This window comes from Lentimicrobium sp. S6 (genome assembly GCF_013166635.1).
GTDB lineage: Bacteria > Bacteroidota > Bacteroidia > Bacteroidales > UBA12170 > UBA12170.
Genome location: NZ_JABKBZ010000003.1, coordinates 1 through 19,451, shown reverse-complemented (window position 1 = coordinate 19,451; position 19,451 = coordinate 1). Strand labels below are relative to the sequence as shown.

Here is a 19,451-nt window from a genome sequence, read left to right as displayed (position 1 = left end):
TTAATAAATAATTGAAAAGGATTTTTAAAAATCAATTACTTTTGTCTGATGTCAGAAATAAAAAAAATAGCATTTATTGGAAGCGGAAATGTGGCTTCTCATATGGCAAAATCATTCACAGACAAAGGCTTTACTATCACTGGCATTTATGGTAGAAATTTAATTACAGCGCAAGCTTTGGCAGCATTTACAAACTCAAAATGGGGAGCCATCTCAGATATCAATTTTGAGGAACACGATCTTGTTATTATTTCAGTTCCTGATAATGCCATAGCCGAAATCATTAATATTTTACCTCACTCAAATACGCTAATAGCTCACACTTCGGGGAGTATGGAGATGGAGGTTTTAAACAAATTTGGAAAACGTATTGGAGTCTTCTACCCATTACAAACCTTTAGCAAGGAAAAAGAAGTGGATTTCTCTAAAATTCCAATGATGGTGGAAGCAAAGACTGATGAAGACCTGGTAATATTAGAAAAACTGGCCCAAAACCTCAGCCTAAAAGTTTTTCGTATCACCTCGGCTCAAAGAAAAAAAATTCACATTGCAGCGGTATTTTCCTCGAATTTCACTAATTATTTGTACCATATTGCTGAGGATTTATTGACACAAGACAATATTCCTTTCGAAGTGATTCAGCCATTGATAGAAGAAACCACTGATAAAATACAGCATCTAAAACCCTATCATGCACAAACAGGACCTGCTGTTCGTAACGATTTAGAAACTATTTCTTCTCATCTACAGGATTTAGAATCTATTCCTGAATATCATGAAATATATAAATTATTAAGTCACCATATCATCAAATCAAGAAAACAATAATTATGGCAACAAATTATAAAGACAAACTACACACAATCACTACCTTTATATTCGACTACGATGGCGTTCTAACAGATGGCACCGTTTATCCTTCTGCCGATGGCGAAATGATGCGTGCTGCCAATGTAAAAGATGGCTATGCCCTTCAACATGCAGTAAAAAAAGGATATCGTATTGCTATCATCTCCGGTGGACAGTCGAAAACCATGGAGCAAAGAATGGCAGCTTTAAAAATAGAGGATGTTTTTCTAGGAGTGAGTAATAAGAAAGTTGTTTTTGAGGAATATGTAAAAAAGCATTCCTTAGAGATGAATGAGATTTTATATATGGGCGACGATATCCCTGATTATCAACTGCTAAAAACCGTCGGCGTGGCCACCTGCCCTAGCGATGCAGCCGAAGAAATTCTAGAGATTGCAGATTATATCAGCCATAAACCTGGTGGAAAAGGAGCCGTACGAGATATTCTTCGTCAAGTGATGAAACTACAGGGTAAATGGTTTGATGAGGAGGCTTTTCATTGGTAATTGAAAAATGTTCAATGTTCAATGTTTAAAGTTTTCTTTCAAATCAATTTCATTTCAATATGCATAAAATAAAAGCATTTTTCAAACTCATCCGCTGGCCAAATCTCTTAATGATTATGGTGGCACAATCCCTATTAAATTATATGGTGATTGGCCGGGTATTGAATTTGATTCATGTGGATTTACCTCTCTATCATTTTCAATTCATGCTATTGATGATGAGTACCGTATTTATGGCGGCATGGGGCTATGCTTATAATGATGTGGAGGATGAAAAAGTAGATGCCATTAATAAAGAAGAAAAACGAATCATTGGAAAAACCTTCTCCAAAAAAACAGGATTAAGTATTGCCTATTCTTTTTTGGCATTATCATTAATCCCGGCTTTTTATCTTTCTATCCAATTAGAAATGATTCAATTGGTATTTCTACATATCTTAATAGGAGTCGGCCTCTGGTATTATTCTAAGCAATTAAAAAAGACGGTTTTATTAGGTAATATCGCCATTAGCTTATTCACCGCTTTCAGTATTTTTATCGTTTGGCTTTATCATCTGGTGGTTCTTAAAATGGATTCAACAATGATGGTGAATAGCCAAAAACTGATTCCGTTTATCAACCAATTGGTTTTGTATTATTCAGCTTTTGCCTTTGTAATAAGCCTGATTAGGGAAATCACCAAAGATATTGAAGATAAAACTGGAGATGCCCAATATCAAATGAAAACTTTTGTGGTGGAATTTGGATTATCTAAAACCAAAATCTTACTCTATTCACTCGGAATACTCATGCTACTCATGCTGGGCTCAGCCATCTATTTTTCTTATTATTATCAATGGACTCAATTATCCATATATTTGGGCGTTGCTATAGGCATTCCCCTCCTCTATTTTCTTAAAACCCTAAAAAACAGCCAAAGTACTGAAGACTTTTCAAACTTAAGTATTTTAGCCAAAGTGATCATGCTAGCAGGAATTCTCAGCATGCAACTATTTTATATAAGCTACGGACTATGACCCAACTCAACAAAAGATTCGATCATTTAGATATTATCATGGCCTCTCGTTCTTCGCGTCGTCATGCTTTATTACGTCAATTGGATATCAAATTCAGAATCACCCCTTTAGATTTTGACGAAAGCTTTTCGGATAATTTAAAAGTTGAGGATGTAGCTCAATATATCAGTCATAATAAAGCCACCTCTTTTCCGCTGGACAGAATGAAAAAGAATACCTTGGTCATTACTGCCGATACCATTGTTGCTGTGGATTCCATTATTCTCGGAAAACCATGTAATGAGGCTGAAGCCAAGGATATGCTCAGGCTTTTATCTAACAGAACTCATCAGGTAATCACAGGGGTGAGTCTTAGATCTTTAGAAGCCACCAATTCATTTTCCGCCATTACCAAAGTAAAATTCAAGGAATTAAGCGAAGATGAAATTGAATATTATGTGGAAGAATACCAACCTTACGATAAAGCAGGAGGTTATGGAATACAGGAATGGATAGGAAAAATAGGGGTGGAATGGATAGAAGGTTCCTTTTACAATGTGATGGGATTACCCATTCAAAAGCTTTATCAAGAAATGTGTAATTTTACACCTAAATATTAAAGAATGAAATTCTGGAAAGCATTAATCAAATACTTTATGCAGGGACTGCTTTACTTAGTTCCTATCAGCGTGACCCTCTGGGTAATTATCTATGCTTTCAATTATTTAGACAGCTTAGTCAAACCCTATGAGCTCCAATATCTAGGATTTCAAATTCCTGGTCTTGGATTAGTAATATTGGCTCTACTTATTGTTTTCATTGGTTTTTTAGGTTCTTCCATCATATTTAAACCTTTGATTTCCCTTTTAGAAAACATCATCAATAGAGCGCCCTTAATTAAAGATATTTACTCTGCGATTAAAGATTTGCTAGGTGCTTTCGTGGGTAGTAAAAAGAAGTTTAACGCCCCTGTTTTGGTCACTATGAATGAAACGGGATTAAAAAGAATTGGTTTTGTGACTAGAGAAAAGATGGATAATATGAACATTCCCGAAGGTTATATGGTAGTTTATCTTCCCTATAGCTATGGAGTAATGGGAACCGTTATTGTAGTAAAAAACGAAATGGTAGAAACCATCAATCAATCCTCAACCGATATCATGAAATTTATAGTGAGTGGAGGAGTTACCGAAGTGGATCAAGAGAAAAAGCAAGTCAAGTAAAATTACAATCTGAACATAGCAGAAATGAAAAAATATAAAATATTAGTCACCAACGACGATGGCATAAATGCCCCTGGTATTCGTTTTCTTATTGATATTGCAAAAGAATTTGGCGAAGTTAATGTGATGGCTCCTGACAAAGGACAATCAGCTACAAGTCACAGCATTACCTTCGCCGATCCTTTGAGAATCAAGACTATTGAAGAAACTGATTCGTACAAAGAATACTCTTGTAATGGAACTCCAGTTGATTGTATTAAACTAGCCGAAAATGTGAAGTTGACTGAGCTTCCTGATTTGGTTGTTTCTGGAATCAATCATGGTAGCAATGCTTCTATTAATGTAATTTATAGCGGAACCATGGCAGCTGTTATTGAAGCTTGTATTGATGAAATTCCAGCCATCGGATTTTCCTACGATTCTTATTCTAGCCAATTAGATTTTGAACCAGCTAGGCCTTTCATGAAAACTATTATTAAAGGAATCCTTGAAAATGGAATGCCCAAAGATGTTTGCTTAAATGTAAATATTCCAAATACCAAAGAGTTGAAAGGAATAAAGGTATGTAGACAAGCCAAAGCGAGTTGGAAAGAAGGCTTCGATACCAGAACCGATCCTAGAGGAGGAGACTACCATTGGCTTACTGGTCATTTTGAAGTAGAAGACAATAGCGAAGGCACAGATTTACACGCCATAGAAAACGGATATCTTTCAGTAGTTCCCGTGCAAGTAGACCTCACCGCTCACAAAGCCATTAATGATTTAAAATTTCTGGAAACTGAACTTTAAGTACTTTAAGTGCTCTAAGTATTCTAAGTACTTATTTTATGAAATACTATATTATAGCAGGAGAAGCCTCAGGGGATTTACATGCCAGCAATCTCATTAAGCATTTAAAAAATAGGGATAAGCAAGCCAATATTCGTGCTTGGGGCGGTGAATTAATGGAAGCACAGGGTGCTAAAATTGTAAAACACTATCGCGATTTAGCCTTTATGGGTTTTGTGGAAGTCTTGTTCAACCTCAGAACCATACTTACTAATATTAGCTTTTGTAAAAAAGACATCCTAAAGTTTAAACCAAATGCTATTATTCTTGTGGATTATCCGGGCTTCAACCTTCGTATTGCAGAATGGGCTCATGAAGAAGGAATCAAGGTGATTTATTATATCTCTCCTCAAATTTGGGCTTGGAAGAAAAGCCGAGTATTCAAAATCAAGAAATATGTAGATGAGATGATGGTGATTTTGCCTTTTGAGGAAGATTTTTATGCCAAATATGATTATCCTGTTTCCTATGTGGGCCACCCCCTACTCGATGCACTACCAAAGCCTGTTAGTATTGAAGATCACTTTCATAAAGAAAACCAATTAGATAAAAAACCAATTATAGCCTTACTTCCTGGAAGTCGTCAACAAGAAATTAAAAAGATGCTCAATATCATGTTGAGTCAAGTGCCTCATTTCCCCGATTATCAATTTGTGATTGCTGGTGCTCCCTCTTTAGAATTAAAATTCTATCAAGATATCATCGGAAACAATCCGGTTAAGATTATACAGAACAAAACCCATCAGCTCTTGCAACATTCTCATGCGGCCTTGGTTACTTCTGGTACCGCTACTTTAGAAACCGCTCTTATCGGTATTCCTGAAGTAGTTTGTTATAAAGGAAGTAGAATTAGCTATGAGATAGCCAAACGAATAGTCGATATTAAGTATATCAGTCTGGTCAACCTTATCATGGATCAAGAAATAGTGAAGGAATTAATACAGCAAGAATTAACGGAGAAACACCTGAAAGTAGAATTAGAAAAGATTTTAGAGGGTACAGGACGAAAGAAAATGCTACAATCTTTTGAGAAACTGAAAGAGAAGCTAGGTTCAGGAGGCGCTTCGGAACGTGCTGCTGAAATAATTTCACAAAGCTTTTAGAAATAATTACTTTTGTAGATTCAGAAAACAAATCAAACAATTACAATAATGAGAAAAATAACACTCTTTGCTTTAATGTTGAGCTTTCTCAGCATTTCAGTGATGGCACAAAAGCCGTTAAAAAAGGAAGATCTAATTGGTAGACATGATATCAAATTAGAATCAGAAATTATGACTCCTGAAGTATTATGGTCTTTTGGCCGATTGGGCGATATTCAAGTTTCTCCTGATGGCAAACAGATCCTTTATGGGGTAAGCTATTATTCTAAGGATATGAATAGAAGCAACCGCGAGCTTTTTGTGATGGACATAGATGGAAAAAACCAAAAGCAAATCACTCATACAGGCTTTGGTGAGTATAATGCAGTTTGGCGTCCTGATGGAAAAAAGATTGGATTTATATGTGCTGCTGATGGCGAAATGCAAATTTGGGAAATGGATGCTGATGGTAAAAATCGTGAGCAAGTTTCTTATGTTAAAGGTGGTTTAGGTGGTTTTAAATACAGTCCCGATCAGAATCAAATTCTTTTCATTAAAGAAGTAAAACTAGACGAAACAGTTGCTGATGTGTATCCAGACCTTCAAAAATCAAGCGGAAGAGTAAATAATGACTTAATGTATCGCCATTGGGATCATTGGGTAGATTCTTACACACACATTTTTGTAGCTCCTTTTGTATTGAATAAAATGGGACTAGCAACAGACATTATGCCAGGCGAAAAATGGGAAACTCCAATGAAGCCTTTCGGTGGGATGGAACAAATCAACTGGACTCCAGATAGCAAAACCATCGCCTATACTTGTAGAAAAAAACAAGGTATGGAATGCAGTATAAGCACCAATTCTGATATCTATTTCTACGATCTAGATACTAAGAAAACTACCAATATGACAGAAGGAATGATGGGCTACGATATGGCTCCTGTATTTTCTCCTGATGGTAAAATGATGGCTTGGGAAAGTATGGAAAGAGACGGCTATGAAGCGGACAAACAAAGACTATTTACCTTAAACCTAGAAACTGGTGAAAAGATATATCATACAGAAGATTTCGACCAAATGGCTCATGGCCTAAGCTTTTCTGAGGATGGTAAATCTATATATTTCATCTCCGATTGGCATGCCACTGATGAAATTTATCAGTTGACTTTGAAAGATAATAAAATCAGAAAAATTACTGAAGGTGTTCATAATTACCAAGCGGTTACACACGCTGGAAATCAGTTGATAGCTCAACGAGTAAGTATGAGTAAACCTGCAGAAATATATGCGGTTGATCCTAAAACAGGAAAAGATACTGAATTAAGTTTCGAGAACAAACACCTATTGAGCCAGCTTAAATTTGGTGAAGTCACCAAGCGTTGGGTAGAAACTACAGATAACAAGCAAATGTTGGTTTGGGTAATTCTTCCTCCAAACTTCGATAAGAGCAAACAATACCCTGGTTTGCTATATTGCCAAGGTGGACCACAAGGAACAGTAAGTCAGTTTTGGTCTTACCGTTGGAATTTCCAAATGATGGCTGCCAATGATTATGTGATCGTTGCACCAAACCGTAGAGGATTACCTGGTTTTGGCCAAGAATGGTTAGAGCAAATTAGTGGTGATTATGGTGGGCAAAATATGAAAGATTATTTAAGTGCTATTGATGCTGTTAAAGAAGAACCTTGGCTTGATGCAGACAGACTTGGTGCTGTTGGAGCTAGTTACGGTGGATTCTCTGTTTATTGGTTGGCTGGACATCACAATAAAAGATTTAAAGCTTTTATTGCTCATGATGGTATGTTTAACCTAGAGCAGCAATATTTAGAAACTGAAGAGATGTGGTTCGTGAACTGGGATTTAGGTGGTCCTTTCTGGGATAAACATAATCATACCGCTCAAAAATCATATGCCAACTCTCCTCATCATTTTGTTCAATATTGGGATACACCATTAATGGTGATTCATGGCGAATTGGATTATAGAATTGTAGCTTCTCAGGGTATGGCCGCTTATAATGCAGCTGTATTAAGAGGTATTCCAGCAGAATATTTATATTTCCCAGACGAAAACCATTGGGTATTACAACCTCAGAATGGGATTTTATGGCAACGAAGATTTTATAATTGGTTGGATAAATGGCTAAAGGAGTAAGTTAGCAGTTAATAACTAACAGATAATAGTTTTGCTACGACAAGATGGATTGGCTTAACTTAGTTTATACCAATATCAAAAAATCCGCTTCAAAGATTTGAAGCGGATTTTTTATTCTTTGTTTTAAAGCTATTTCTTTGGTATTTTGAAAACAACACTAGTTCCTTCTCCCAATTTAGAGTCCATATTTATTTCTCCTCCCATTAACTCAACACAAGCTTTACTTATAGCCAAACCCAATCCAGTTCCTGAATGTTTTACATTTTTTTCATCATCTTGACTCCTCGAAAAGCGATTAAAAAGCTGAGGAAGATCTTCTTGTGAAATTCCAACTCCAGTATCAATAACGGAGAATTGTATTCCATCGGCAAAAGAACTCACGGTCAAGGTCACATTTCCCTCTTTAGTATACTTCATACCATTGGTTACCAAATTAATAATTGTCTGTTTCAATCTAGTGGCATCAGTATATATGTATTCCATTCCATTTTCCAACTCGTTCTTCAAACGGAAAACTACCTTAGGCTGCTTAGGGTGAATATATTGAGCATATATGGTTTCTATAGCCTCCTCTATCACTAAATTTAGATTCTGATATTTTTTATGAATCTGCATCTGCCCTGCTTCAATCTTCGATAAATCAATCATATCGTTAATCAAAGCTAGTAGATAATTACTGCTATTCTGTACTTCTACTGTATATTCTTTTACATCCTCATCCAAATCTGGAGTAGCCATCAATAGACTACTAAATCCCATAATGGCATTCATTGGTGTTCTTATTTCGTGGCTCATATTAGCTAAAAAGGCTGATTTTAACCGATCAGATTCCTCCGCTCTCGCTATCAGTTCATCTCGTCGATCTAAAATACTTTTGAGGTCTTGCTGCACTAGATGAATAGCATTATGCAAATCGGCAAATGGATTTTCCGACTCATCAATATGAGCCCCACTAAACTCATATTCAGCATCCCAAGAAAGCCTACCCAACTTTCTGTATAAACTATCTATTTCATGCTGTTGTCGTTCTTGTACAAATTCTAAGCGATTTCTCAACTGCTTTTTTGACAAGCCTTTAATTCTATCTTTGCCAATAAACTGGCTTTTCTGAACTTTAAGTTGCGACTCAATTTTATCGAACATATCACTTGCTGAATTCAATAAGTCTACCTTGAGACTTAAGTCGAAAATAGGTAAAATAGTTCTTGCTAATTTTGTAGTCATTTTTAAACCAGACGACATATGAAAAAAACCACCACTCAGTATATTTTTTTCATTTTTAGTATACCATTTTATAGCTTCTTTTCTGAATTTAGGGCTTAATCTTTTGGTATTTGAAAAATCGACATAAAGATGATATTTTCCATCTTTCAATTCCAACTCCTCCACAACACTTTCAAATGCCGCTTTACTTTCAGGTTGTATATCTACTGAAAATGTACCAGAGAAAATACGTAATAATATATTATCACCAATAAGTATAGTCTTGGATTCGGCAGCACCGGACTTAAAATCCCAGATCTTATTAACACTGTATTCCTGGCCCGAATTACTCAATATCGTTAATCCTTCCTTCCATTGATGACTGAAAACATCCCCTTCTTTACGTAAGTTAAATACATCATTAGTAATCTTACACCTAAGAAAATTCTTTGAAGAGGCAATATCTTTTATAGCCTCATAATAATCAGAAAATATTTTAGTATTTTGAAACCTATTGGATACTAATTTCCCTGCATTAATCATCACTTTAAGCAAAGAGGAAGTATTATAAAAATAAATATTATGAATGTTTTCTATGTTGTCTTTCAACCATTGGATATAATCGTATCGTGTTCGAGCATTTACACCATTCAACTCAGCATAATTATGAACCAAAAAATACTTTCTTCCTTCAAACTTTTGCTTGATGATACCACTTATTTTTGGCCAAATATCTTTACGGCTATTTATGGTTGGAGTACCTTGAGCCTCGAGGTGAACAATGTTTCCATCGATGATAGAAAGTTTGAGAGCATAATTATGATTAGGAGAGAAAAAAGACCATTCTGGTTTTTCTTCAATATGAAATCCTGTTAATCGACATTTTCTCATTTCAAATTGGTTTGGTTGCGCTTATAAACTCTGACTCAATATATATAAACACCTCATTATATCCAGAGTACTGTATAAATAATAGTGCAAATATGTGCACTTCTACGCAAATAAACTGAAATAGTTCTGAAAACTCTTAATTTTATATGGAAGGGAAAGAAAAGGAAAATCTATTCTAATGTTTTGGTTTGCAATGGTTCATCTATGGGTATTTCAAATGCAAATACAGAACCCTTTGATAATTCAGACTCAACAGAGAATGTACCTCCTAGCAAATCGATACAAGCTTTTGAAATAGCCAATCCTAAACCCGTTCCATTATAGGAAATGTTTTTCTGAGAATCTTGACTACGGCCAAACCTATTAAACAAATATGGGATATCCTCCTCCGAAATTCCAATACCTGTATCTTTAACCTGAAATAAGACATGGCCTCCAAGTCTAGATACCTTTAATTCTACGCCTCCTTGTTTAGTGAACTTGAAAGCATTAGATAATAAGTTATTCAAGACCTGAGTGACTCTCGTTGAATCAGCATATATAGATATATTTTCTTTCTCCAACTGATTTATTACATTAAACCTCACTTTAGAATCATCAGTATTATTTACCTTATGACTAAAGTTTTCACAAACTTCTCTAATCACATTATTTAAAAGTACATCCTCATTATAAATGACTAATTGACCTGCTTCAATCTTTGAAATATCTATAATATCATTAATGAGTGTAAGGAGAAACTTACCATTTCGACCAATCACATCAACAAAAACTCGGGACTCCTCTTTTATTTCTGGCATATCGAGCAAGAGATTAGCAAAGCCAATGATAGAGTTCATGGGAGTTCTTATTTCATGACTCATATTGGCCAAGAAAGCCGATTTCAACTTATCAGACTCCTCAGCTTGAGCTATTAAAACATCTCGTCTATCTAATATACCTTTTAAATCATCTTGGATCAAGCGGACTGCGTTATGTAAATCAGCAAAAGGATGATTAGATTCATCAATATCATATTTCTCAAATTTATATTCTTCATCCCAAGATAAGCGACCCAATTTATAAAACAACTGGTTTATATTATTATCTCGATCTACTCGTTCGTCTTTGATTAATTTAATCAATTGCTCTTTGCTTAGATTGCTTAAATCATCATGGCTCTTTGTTTTATTAACTTCATTGGTTTTATAATCTTCAATCGCATTAAAAATATCAGATACATTTTTGATGATAAATAGCTTCTTTCTTAATTGACTTGAAGCAGTAAAAGAGATAGCCACGTTAATCGCGTTCTGTAAAATTGGTGATAAATGAAAAAAACCACTCGTTAATATCTTATCTGCATGCTTTAAATACCATTTTACAGAATCTTTTCTATACTTTAACGAAATATTTGTTGTTTCTGAGAAATCAATATAAAAGTGAAAAGTTTGATTGCTTAGATTTAATTCATCTAAAATATCATCTAAGGTTTTCTCTGTATACATTAATGTATCATCACTAAAGCTACCAAAGTAGAGCCTAACTAATATATTCCGTTGCACTTGATAGGTAATTGTATATCCTCCTTCAAAGTCATTCCGCCACTCTTTCAATACTGGATAATAAATCCCAGAAATGGATTTAAAAACAATACCCTTTTTCCAATCCTTCACCGAAATATCATTTCGTTTAGCTAAATCGATTATTCCAGTTGGCTCCAAGAACTGAGGCTCATCTCTTTGTTTTATATTTAGAATTGTACTCTGATAATCCTCAAATATTTTTACCTTATTTGGTGATTTAGAAACCAAAGAGCCCGCTTTAATCATCACTTGGGATACTGAAGTAGTATTAAAGAAATAAACGCCATGAAAGCTATCCATATTTTTATTAATCCAGCTAATAAGACTGTATCGAGACCTTGGACTTCCTCCATTAGTTTCAGATAAATCCATAACCAAAAAGTATTTATTATCGTCAAACCTTTCTTCTATTAGGGAGATAAGTTTAGGCCTGATATACTTCTTATCAAGATAGTGAGAATACCCCATAGGTTTAACCAGTAGAATACATTTATTGATTATTGAAACCTCAATACGATAGGAATGGTCTAAGTTTTTAAATACCCAATAAGGATGTGATTCTATTTCATAGCCAGAGTATGGACAAATACTTATCATATTTTAGTATTGAGGAAATAGATGGTTGGCACTGTGTTTAATGCTCAAAATTAAGCATTATATTTTCATATTACAACAAAAGCCACCCTAAAGGATGACTTTTTATACCATTTATAGAAGTTTATTATTTCAAAACACCCAATTCTTTTCCAACCTTAGTAAAAGCAGCGATGGCTTTATCTAAATGTGCTATTTCGTGAGCAGCAGAAAGTTGAACACGAATACGAGCTTGCCCTTTAGGAACTACTGGATAGTAGAATCCAATTACATAAATACCTTCATCTAATAACTTAGCAGCAAAATCTTGTGAAAGCTTAGCATCGTAAAGCATCACGGCACAAATAGCTGATTTTGTTGGTTTAATATCGAAACCAGCAGCAGTCATTCTTGCCATGAAATAATCAGTATTAGAATGAAGTTTATCTTGAAGCTCATTAGTTTCATCCATCATCTCAAACATCTTGATACCAGCATTTACTACCACTGGAGGCAATGAGTTAGAGAATAAATATGGGCGAGAACGTTGACGTAACATCTCAATGATTTCTTTTTTACCTGTAGTAAAACCACCAATAGCGCCACCAAAGGCCTTTCCTAATGTTCCTGTAATGATTTCCACTTCGCCACGAATATCGAATAACTCGGTTACTCCTCTACCAGTTTTACCAACAACACCAGCAGAGTGGCATTCGTCAATCATCACCATAGCATCGTATTTATTTGCAAGCTCAACAATTTTATCCATCGGAGCTACATTTCCGTCCATAGAGAAAACACCATCTGTAACGATGATTCTATAACGTTGTTTTTGAGCCTCAATTAATTGTTTTTCTAGATCCTCCATATTAGCATTCTCATAACGATAACGAGCTGCTTTACACAAACGAACCCCATCAATAATAGAAGCATGATTTAAAGAATCAGAGATGATAGCATCTTCAGAGCCTAATAAAGGTTCAAAAACACCACCATTGGCATCAAAAGCAGCAGCATAAAGGATAGTATCTTCAGTACCAAAATAATCAGCAATCTTTTTCTCCAAAGTCTTGTGATAATCTTGTGTTCCACAAATAAATCTAACTGATGACATACCGAATCCTCTATCATCAAGAGCTTCTTTTGCAGCCTGAACCAATTTCGGATTATTTGATAAACCTAAATAGTTGTTGGCACAAAAATTCATTACCTCTTGCCCAGTAGAAACGTTAATTACTGCACCTTGTGCACTAGTAATTACTCTTTCATCTTTATATAATCCAGCCTCTCTGATATCGGCCATTTCTTTTTGCAAAAACTCTTGAAAACCTTTATACATATTATTTTCTTTTTAATCTGTTAATCATTTTTTCGAGCTGCAAATTTACAAAAAAAACCGGCTCCTTAAGAATGGATTTTCATGTGTAATTTACTGAATCTGACAACGCTCATAAACAAAAGCCCTTCTTCTTTGTACTTTATTATTGTTCAATAGCGCACAAATTCCTATCATTACTTTTAACATCTCTGTATGAATCCTACAATTTCATTTTTATTATCTTTACCCGTGCATTATGAGCGTAACTTGTAAAACCATCACCTGTTCATTAAATATCGTATTATGAGAAAAGTCATTATTTTATTGTCGATTGCACTATTTTTTACTTTTACCTCCTGTCAAACCTATACCTTAAAGACCGTTTACCCCACTCTTAATGATGGGAAATATGATACCGAATTCCCCTATAAAACCTGTTCAAAGCAAATAGGTGAGGTGGCTCGAAGCATTAAAAAGATTCACTGTATTGCCGAATACAAAACCTATGTATTCCCACATGAGATGCAAGTGACAGAAGATATGATTGATAAGAAATTCTTGCGTAATGATGATATCATCAAACAATTTGATTCAGAAAGTGTCATCGGAACAGCCACAGTGATATTTTATGATGGCGAAAGAATAGGTTTATTAACTTCTGCTCATATTATCAATTATCCGGATACCATTATTGGGTATTATGAAGTATTCAAAAAAGGTGAAGTAAAAACCATTCAAACTTTTTCAGTTAAGAGCCGTCAACTTAATTATGTGAGAGACCTTCCCATCAGTAAAAACCTCAAAATATTAGCGATGGATGAAGATCAAGACATTGCAATATTGGGAGAAGAAGTGGATAAAGATAGAAAACGAGAAGTACATGTATTTAATTATCCTATGGGGAACTCTGACGAATTGGAATGGGGTAGTTTTGTATATATCATGGGCTATCCATCAGGTTACCAAATGATAACAAGAGGAATAGTAAGTACGCCTGGCGGAAAGCACAAGAAAAACTTCTTAATTGATGCTTTGTTTAATAAGGGGATTAGCGGAGGAATAGTTTTAGCCATCCGAGATGGAGTTCCCAATTTTGAAATGGTGGGTATGGCCAAATCAGTAGCTGCAAACTATGAAAACATCCTGGTCCCAGAGGAGGAAAGCCATATTAGAAAGTATAATCCCAGCATGCCCTACAATGGAAACTCTTATGTAAAAGTAAAGAAAAACATCAATTACGGAATCACTTACTCAGTGGCCAGTAATAGTATTAGAGATTTTATCAATGAACACCAATTAGAATTGGCTGACCAAGGTTATTTATTCACCCAATTCCTTAAGGGTCCAGATAAAAAAGAAATTAAAAATGTGGAGGATACTAATCCGAAGTGATGAGCTTAAATCCTACACCATGTACATTTAAAATTTCGATAGTAGGGTCTCCTTTAAGATATTTACGCAATTTGGTAACGTATACATCCATGCTTCTTGCATTAAAATAACTATCGTCTAACCAAATCTTTTTTAATGCCTCACTTCTATCTAAAGTCTCATTCTTACTAGCGCATAAAAGCTCTAGCAAAGCAGCTTCCTTACTTGTTAACTTTTGGTCTACTCCACCAATGCTCAAAATATGTCTGATTACATCGAAAGAATAATTACCAATAGTGTATGAATCTACTTGCTTAGCTGTTTTTTTCGCCTGTGCCCTCCTCAAAATAGCTTCAATACGAGCCAATAACTCATCCATATGGAATGGCTTCGATAAATAATCATCGCCCCCTGCTTTAAATCCTTCCATTACATCTTCTTGGAGTGATTTGGCAGTTAAAAACAGAATTGGTGTATTCTGGTCGGTTTCTCTTATTTCGCGAGCTAAAGTAAACCCATCCATTACTGGCATCATCACATCAAGAATTAAGAAATCGAATTCATTTTCCTTATATTTCTCGAGTGCTTCTTTACCATTAACACAAAGGGTACACTGATAATTCTTAGCATCTAAATAAGCTTTCAATACTGTACCTAAATTTTTATCGTCCTCTGCAAGCAGAATATTCAAATTTTTATTTTCCATATCTTATTGTTTTAATGGTAAGTATACACTAAATGTACTACCTTTTTTAATTTCACTATCCACTGTAATTTTTCCTTGGTGTTTTTCCACCACTGTTTTTACATAACTCAATCCCAAACCAAAACCTTTCACATTATGAACATTCCCAGTAGGTACTCTAAATAATTTATCAAATACCTTTTTTTGGTTAGATTTACTAATTCCAATGCCATTGTCTTTTAAGCTAAAAATGATGCCTTCTCCTATATTCTTTGTCTTAATTAAAAGAATAGGAGCCCATGGTGTGTATTTATTCGCATTATCCAATAAATTAAATATGATATTGGTGATATGAATTCTATCAGCAAAAACCATTGGGTTTTCAGCCTCTAGTTCCATACTTATTTTACCACCTTTTTTCTCCACCTGAAGGTTTACCTTTTGTATGGCATCACTAATGACATCATGAATATTAATATCTTCAGGTTTTAAAACTACTTCTCCTTTTTGCAGACGAGCGCTTTGTAAAATTCTTTCGGCCATGCCTGCCAATCTATTATTTTCTTCTGTAATAATATTGAGATAGGTTTCGTAGACCACTGGGTTTTTTGCCACATCGCTATCTGTTAATGCTTGACAAGATAAGGAAATAGTTGCAATAGGTGTTTTAAACTCATGGGTCATATTATTAATAAAGTCATTCTTTATTTCTGATAATTTCTTCTGCCGAAAAACTGTGGTAATCACATAGGTAAATGAAATAATAATGGTCAATATCAATACAACTGATAAAGCCAATAAAACCCAGATTCTAGTAATAAGGTAAGACCTTTCGTTGGGAAAATAAATCTTTAATAAATTTTGAGGACTAAATATTTCTCCTGGAAACAACAGGTATCGAAAACTCGAACCCATTAATTCTTCTGGGTACTGACCTGTTTTTTGATGAATCAATGCATTCCTCATGGGACTATAAATACCAAACTCATATTTGGTATGTATTCCTGCTATCCTAAGTTCAATCTTCAATAAACTATCTACAAGACTCCTACTCACGCGATTCTCGATGAGACCACGGTCTTTAGTGACATTAGAGAACATACTTTCAATCAGCTTTCCAGTTTGGAAATTACTACCTATTGCTGGATTTGGTCCTATTATTTGAGAGCTCCCCCATTGACTTAAGTCTTCTATCCTAAAAGTTTGAAGAGAATCTTGCTTAATCCATTTCATTCTAGCTCTATCCAGCTTTTCTTTTCTCAAAGAAATCATTTTTGTTCTGTCGATTCTATCGAGCTGAAATACCACATTTTCTACAGCCTTATTCACATCCCTGTTAAAGATGGCTTCTCGAACCATAATCGCATTCTTTATCCAGTACACCTGAATGACCACTAAAAGGATTAATGTCACAGACATAATGCTGATTATAAAGTATATGATTTTCTTATTCAAATGGTCTTTGTTTTTAGCAAAGATAAAAGCTTAAAATGTGGAAACTACTGGTTTAACACTCTTTAACGCTTGTTATAAGCGCTTAACAATTGCAAGAAGCTAGAGGCTATATATTTGCATCAATGATTAACACATAATTTTCTCATACAACAGCTAGTTGTGAAACTGGCCACATTGAATAAATGATTTGATTTTGATTTTTGGTTTATGCAGGCTTCCCCCAAGATAGCCTGCATTTTTTTTGCCTTTACTTTTCAAACATAATCAGCACTATATATTTGGATGCAAGACTTTCTCTTTTAACTCATCTGCATCGAAATCAAATTCTATATCTCCATAAATATTGATTAAATGATCTGCTATGGGCTGAACATAGGGATAGAACAAGCTATTTTCGGATAAATCCTCACTGATAATAACTTTCTTTTTATCTGCTTTTTCGATAAAGAAAAGGACAAAACTAAGTAGAACTGCTGCTTTTAATACTCCAAAAGCTCCCCCAGCACTTTTATTTAAAAAGCCCAAAGCCACAATATCAACTAGTTTTTCAACTAACTTTCCTATTAGATTAACAGCAATCACCACCAAAATAAAGGTAACAATAAAACTGATTAAGGAGAGGTACTTTGTTTTTAGTTCAAATGTTTCTTTTAAAAACTCTGCTGTAACATCGGAGAAATAAAGGCTCACAAAAACCCCAAGTAATAAAGCAACTAAGGAAGATAACTCTACCACTAATCCCTTTTTAAAACCCACATATGCCATCCAAACCACTGGAATTATAAAAACAATATCTAATATGCTCATTTATCTATATTTTGATTGTTTTAATCTTTTAGTTAATTCTGTAGAGAATACAAAATCATTTAATATTTCATTATCTGAATCTAGAATTTCATCTCGGTTTCCTTGCCAACAAATTTGGCCTTCATTTACAAATGAAATATGATCCCCTATCTTTAAAACAGAATTCATATCATGGGTATTCACAATGGTCACAATATCATATTCCTCAGTAATCTCGGCAATTAAGTCATCGATCACACCTGCTGTATTAGGATCAAGTCCACTATTGGGTTCATCACAAAACAGGTACTTTGGACTATTGGAGATGGCACGAGCTATGGCAACACGTTTAATCATTCCACCACTCAATTCTCCTGGCATTAATTTATTAGAATTAACCAATTTTACTCGTTCTAAAACTAGATTTACTCGTTCGAGCTTTTCTTCTTCGCTCATGGTGGTAAACATATTGAGAGGAAACATCACGTTATCTTCCACATTATAGCTATCGAATAAAGCTCCTCCTTGAAATAACATTCCAATCTCTTTTCGAATCTGTTTGCGGTCTTTCATTTTCATTTCTGAAAAGTTTCGACCATCAAAATCGATATGACCATCGTCTACCTCATGTAATCCGACCAAACATTTCAATAGAACAGTTTTCCCTGCCCCACTCTTACCAATAATTAGGTTATTCTTTCCTTTCTCAAATTGAGCAGAAACAGATTTTAGAACTTGATGTTCTCCAAAGCTCTTCGATATATTTATGGCTTCAATCATATTAAAATAGTTTGTGTTAAAATTAGATTGAAAACAATTATTAAAATACTGGCATAAACTACAGCTTTAGTACTGGCACGCCCCACCTCAATAGAACCTCCTTTGATAATATACCCTTGAAACCCTGCAATGCTCACAATGATAATAGCAAACACCACCGTTTTAATTAAAGCATAAAACACGGTGAAAGCATCGAACCAAGATCTCAAACCCTGTATATATTCATCAGGGGTGAAAAGATTAGTTAGAGAAGCTACTATAAAACCACCAAAAATACTGACCACCATAGAGAACACAATTAATGCTGGATGAATTAGAATGGCTGCAATGAGCTTAGGGAATACCAAAAAGTTTGCTGGATTTATTCCCATGATTTCTAGGGCATCAATTTGTTCTGTCACTCTCATGGTTCCTACTTGTGAAGCAATACTAGAACCTACTTTTCCGGCCAGAATCAAACTAATCATGGTAGGACTAAATTCCAAAATGGCCATTTCCCTGGTGGAATAACCAATCATTTTCATAGGAATAAGAGGATTGTCAAGATTATAAGCTACTAATATAGATACTACAGCTCCCATAAACACAGAGATGATAACTACTATGCCAAAAGAATCTACACCAATAGCATAAAACTCGGTCATCAATTGCTTATAAAACACTTTACGCTTCTCTGGCTTAGATAAAACTTGCCACATAAATAACAGATACCTACCTGTTTGTTGAAAAAAATTCATCTGCAATTTTTGTTTCTATATAAACGCTAAATTACAGATATTGTTTGAAAGGGCAAGTGGAAAAATATTCAGGTCAGTTTTTTTACATCGTAATTAAATATCATAAATTCCAATTCAGGAAGACAAAACAGTTAAAATAAAAGAGAGATTGGCTTCTTATTTTAATAAAAAAACTCCTAAAACCAGGTCAAGTCCAGTCCTCAGAGTTTTTTTAATAAAGCTCTATACTCTTCGCCCTAAGCTACAAAATCAAAGTAACAGAACCCTTATAAGTCTCCACATTACCATTCAGGTCAACCAGTTCTATCACATAGGCATACACACCAATCGGAGCAATTTCGCCAGTGGTTTCATCAATGCCATCCCAAGGTTGTAGGTAGTTATCGGTTTCATAAACCTGCTTGCCCCAACGGTTGAAGATTTTAAAACGATAGCTCTTGTCCTCGA

At 34.8% G+C, this 19,451-nt stretch carries 18 protein-coding genes; 9 read left to right on the top strand and 9 right to left on the bottom strand.

The window, feature by feature from the left end; genetic code table 11:
• Positions 1 to 48: 48 nt before the first annotated feature.
• Genes HNS40_RS01840 through HNS40_RS01805 form a run of 8 tightly spaced genes read left to right on the top strand, consistent with a single transcriptional unit; the run spans position 49 to position 7,640 of the window.
• On the top strand, positions 49 to 828 hold the full coding sequence (locus HNS40_RS01840; RefSeq protein WP_172276776.1) for a Rossmann-like and DUF2520 domain-containing protein: 780 nt from the start codon (positions 49 to 51) through the stop codon (positions 826 to 828).
• A 2-nt stretch (positions 829 to 830) separates the two neighbouring features.
• On the top strand, positions 831 to 1,355 hold the full coding sequence (locus tag HNS40_RS01835; protein ID WP_172276773.1) for an HAD family hydrolase: 525 nt from the start codon (positions 831 to 833) through the stop codon (positions 1,353 to 1,355).
• A 59-nt stretch (positions 1,356 to 1,414) separates the two neighbouring features.
• Positions 1,415 to 2,371, top strand: a complete 957-nt coding sequence (locus tag HNS40_RS01830) for a geranylgeranylglycerol-phosphate geranylgeranyltransferase (RefSeq protein ID WP_172276770.1) — start codon at positions 1,415 to 1,417, stop codon at positions 2,369 to 2,371.
• Positions 2,368 to 2,970, top strand: a complete 603-nt coding sequence (locus tag HNS40_RS01825) for a Maf family nucleotide pyrophosphatase (protein WP_172276767.1) — start codon at positions 2,368 to 2,370, stop codon at positions 2,968 to 2,970. Before HNS40_RS01830 ends, HNS40_RS01825 begins: the two co-directional genes overlap by 4 nt.
• Before the next feature lie 3 nt (positions 2,971 to 2,973).
• On the top strand, positions 2,974 to 3,573 hold the full coding sequence (locus HNS40_RS01820; RefSeq protein WP_172276764.1) for a DUF502 domain-containing protein: 600 nt from the start codon (positions 2,974 to 2,976) through the stop codon (positions 3,571 to 3,573).
• 24 nt (positions 3,574 to 3,597) lie between these two features.
• A complete protein-coding gene (gene surE, locus HNS40_RS01815) occupies positions 3,598 to 4,362 on the top strand; it encodes a 5'/3'-nucleotidase SurE (protein WP_172276761.1) in 765 nt (254 codons plus the stop codon).
• A gap of 38 nt (positions 4,363 to 4,400) precedes the next feature.
• On the top strand, positions 4,401 to 5,504 hold the full coding sequence (gene lpxB, locus HNS40_RS01810; protein WP_172276758.1) for a lipid-A-disaccharide synthase: 1,104 nt from the start codon (positions 4,401 to 4,403) through the stop codon (positions 5,502 to 5,504).
• Positions 5,505 to 5,552: 48 nt separating this feature from the next.
• Entirely contained in the window at positions 5,553 to 7,640 is a 2,088-nt protein-coding gene (locus HNS40_RS01805) for a S9 family peptidase (protein WP_172276755.1), read from the top strand.
• Between the two features lie 129 nt (positions 7,641 to 7,769).
• Here HNS40_RS01805 and HNS40_RS01800 read toward each other — a convergent pair whose 3' ends face one another.
• The 3 genes from HNS40_RS01800 to kbl form a co-directional block, all read right to left on the bottom strand.
• On the bottom strand, positions 7,770 to 9,734 hold the full coding sequence (locus HNS40_RS01800) for a HAMP domain-containing sensor histidine kinase (protein ID WP_172276752.1): 1,965 nt from the start codon (positions 9,732 to 9,734) through the stop codon (positions 7,770 to 7,772).
• Between the two features lie 170 nt (positions 9,735 to 9,904).
• Positions 9,905 to 11,896 (bottom strand): sensor histidine kinase KdpD, encoded by a 1,992-nt coding sequence (locus tag HNS40_RS01795; protein ID WP_172276749.1) that lies wholly within the window; start codon positions 11,894 to 11,896, stop codon positions 9,905 to 9,907.
• A 124-nt stretch (positions 11,897 to 12,020) separates the two neighbouring features.
• Positions 12,021 to 13,211 carry a glycine C-acetyltransferase gene (gene kbl, locus HNS40_RS01790; RefSeq protein ID WP_172276746.1) on the bottom strand — a complete coding sequence of 397 codons (1,191 nt, stop codon included), beginning with the start codon at positions 13,209 to 13,211 and terminating at the stop codon, positions 12,021 to 12,023.
• Between the two features lie 282 nt (positions 13,212 to 13,493).
• Between kbl and HNS40_RS01785 the strand changes: the two genes are divergently transcribed.
• Positions 13,494 to 14,582 (top strand): serine protease, encoded by a 1,089-nt coding sequence (locus HNS40_RS01785; RefSeq protein WP_172276743.1) that lies wholly within the window; start codon positions 13,494 to 13,496, stop codon positions 14,580 to 14,582.
• On the opposite strand, the gene HNS40_RS01780 is transcribed toward HNS40_RS01785, so the two are convergent.
• The 6 genes from HNS40_RS01780 to HNS40_RS01755 form a co-directional block, all read right to left on the bottom strand.
• On the bottom strand, positions 14,569 to 15,267 hold the full coding sequence (locus HNS40_RS01780) for a response regulator transcription factor (RefSeq protein ID WP_172276740.1): 699 nt from the start codon (positions 15,265 to 15,267) through the stop codon (positions 14,569 to 14,571). The genes HNS40_RS01785 and HNS40_RS01780 overlap by 14 nt on opposite strands.
• A 3-nt stretch (positions 15,268 to 15,270) precedes the next feature.
• Positions 15,271 to 16,665 carry a sensor histidine kinase KdpD gene (locus HNS40_RS01775; protein WP_172276737.1) on the bottom strand — a complete coding sequence of 465 codons (1,395 nt, stop codon included), beginning with the start codon at positions 16,663 to 16,665 and terminating at the stop codon, positions 15,271 to 15,273.
• A gap of 306 nt (positions 16,666 to 16,971) precedes the next feature.
• Positions 16,972 to 17,508, bottom strand: a complete 537-nt coding sequence (locus tag HNS40_RS01770) for a CvpA family protein (protein WP_172276734.1) — start codon at positions 17,506 to 17,508, stop codon at positions 16,972 to 16,974.
• Complete coding sequence (locus tag HNS40_RS01765; RefSeq protein WP_172276731.1) at positions 17,509 to 18,267, bottom strand: ABC transporter ATP-binding protein; 759 nt, start codon at positions 18,265 to 18,267, stop codon at positions 17,509 to 17,511.
• Positions 18,264 to 19,004 (bottom strand): ABC transporter permease, encoded by a 741-nt coding sequence (locus HNS40_RS01760; RefSeq protein ID WP_172276726.1) that lies wholly within the window; start codon positions 19,002 to 19,004, stop codon positions 18,264 to 18,266. The genes HNS40_RS01765 and HNS40_RS01760 overlap by 4 nt, the downstream gene beginning before the upstream one ends.
• 241 nt (positions 19,005 to 19,245) lie before the next feature.
• Positions 19,246 to 19,451 (bottom strand): gliding motility-associated C-terminal domain-containing protein (locus HNS40_RS01755; RefSeq protein ID WP_172276720.1); only part of this gene is annotated, 206 nt, incomplete at its 5' end.

Coding starts and splice junctions, on each gene's coding strand:
- surE (WP_172276761.1), top strand. CDS start 3,598: ATGAAAAAATATAAAATATTAGTCACCAACGACGATGGCATAAATGCC.
- HNS40_RS01800 (WP_172276752.1), bottom strand. CDS start 9,734: ATGAGAAAATGTCGATTAACAGGATTTCATATTGAAGAAAAACCAGAA.
- HNS40_RS01830 (WP_172276770.1), top strand. CDS start 1,415: ATGCATAAAATAAAAGCATTTTTCAAACTCATCCGCTGGCCAAATCTC.
- HNS40_RS01785 (WP_172276743.1), top strand. CDS start 13,494: ATGAGAAAAGTCATTATTTTATTGTCGATTGCACTATTTTTTACTTTT.
- HNS40_RS01820 (WP_172276764.1), top strand. CDS start 2,974: ATGAAATTCTGGAAAGCATTAATCAAATACTTTATGCAGGGACTGCTT.
- HNS40_RS01760 (WP_172276726.1), bottom strand. CDS start 19,004: ATGAATTTTTTTCAACAAACAGGTAGGTATCTGTTATTTATGTGGCAA.
- HNS40_RS01825 (WP_172276767.1), top strand. CDS start 2,368: ATGACCCAACTCAACAAAAGATTCGATCATTTAGATATTATCATGGCC.
- HNS40_RS01780 (WP_172276740.1), bottom strand. CDS start 15,267: ATGGAAAATAAAAATTTGAATATTCTGCTTGCAGAGGACGATAAAAAT.
- kbl (WP_172276746.1), bottom strand. CDS start 13,211: ATGTATAAAGGTTTTCAAGAGTTTTTGCAAAAAGAAATGGCCGATATC.
- HNS40_RS01805 (WP_172276755.1), top strand. CDS start 5,553: ATGAGAAAAATAACACTCTTTGCTTTAATGTTGAGCTTTCTCAGCATT.
- lpxB (WP_172276758.1), top strand. CDS start 4,401: ATGAAATACTATATTATAGCAGGAGAAGCCTCAGGGGATTTACATGCC.
- HNS40_RS01795 (WP_172276749.1), bottom strand. CDS start 11,896: ATGATAAGTATTTGTCCATACTCTGGCTATGAAATAGAATCACATCCT.
- HNS40_RS01775 (WP_172276737.1), bottom strand. CDS start 16,665: ATGTCTGTGACATTAATCCTTTTAGTGGTCATTCAGGTGTACTGGATA.
- HNS40_RS01835 (WP_172276773.1), top strand. CDS start 831: ATGGCAACAAATTATAAAGACAAACTACACACAATCACTACCTTTATA.
- HNS40_RS01770 (WP_172276734.1), bottom strand. CDS start 17,508: ATGAGCATATTAGATATTGTTTTTATAATTCCAGTGGTTTGGATGGCA.
- HNS40_RS01840 (WP_172276776.1), top strand. CDS start 49: ATGTCAGAAATAAAAAAAATAGCATTTATTGGAAGCGGAAATGTGGCT.
- HNS40_RS01765 (WP_172276731.1), bottom strand. CDS start 18,267: ATGATTGAAGCCATAAATATATCGAAGAGCTTTGGAGAACATCAAGTT.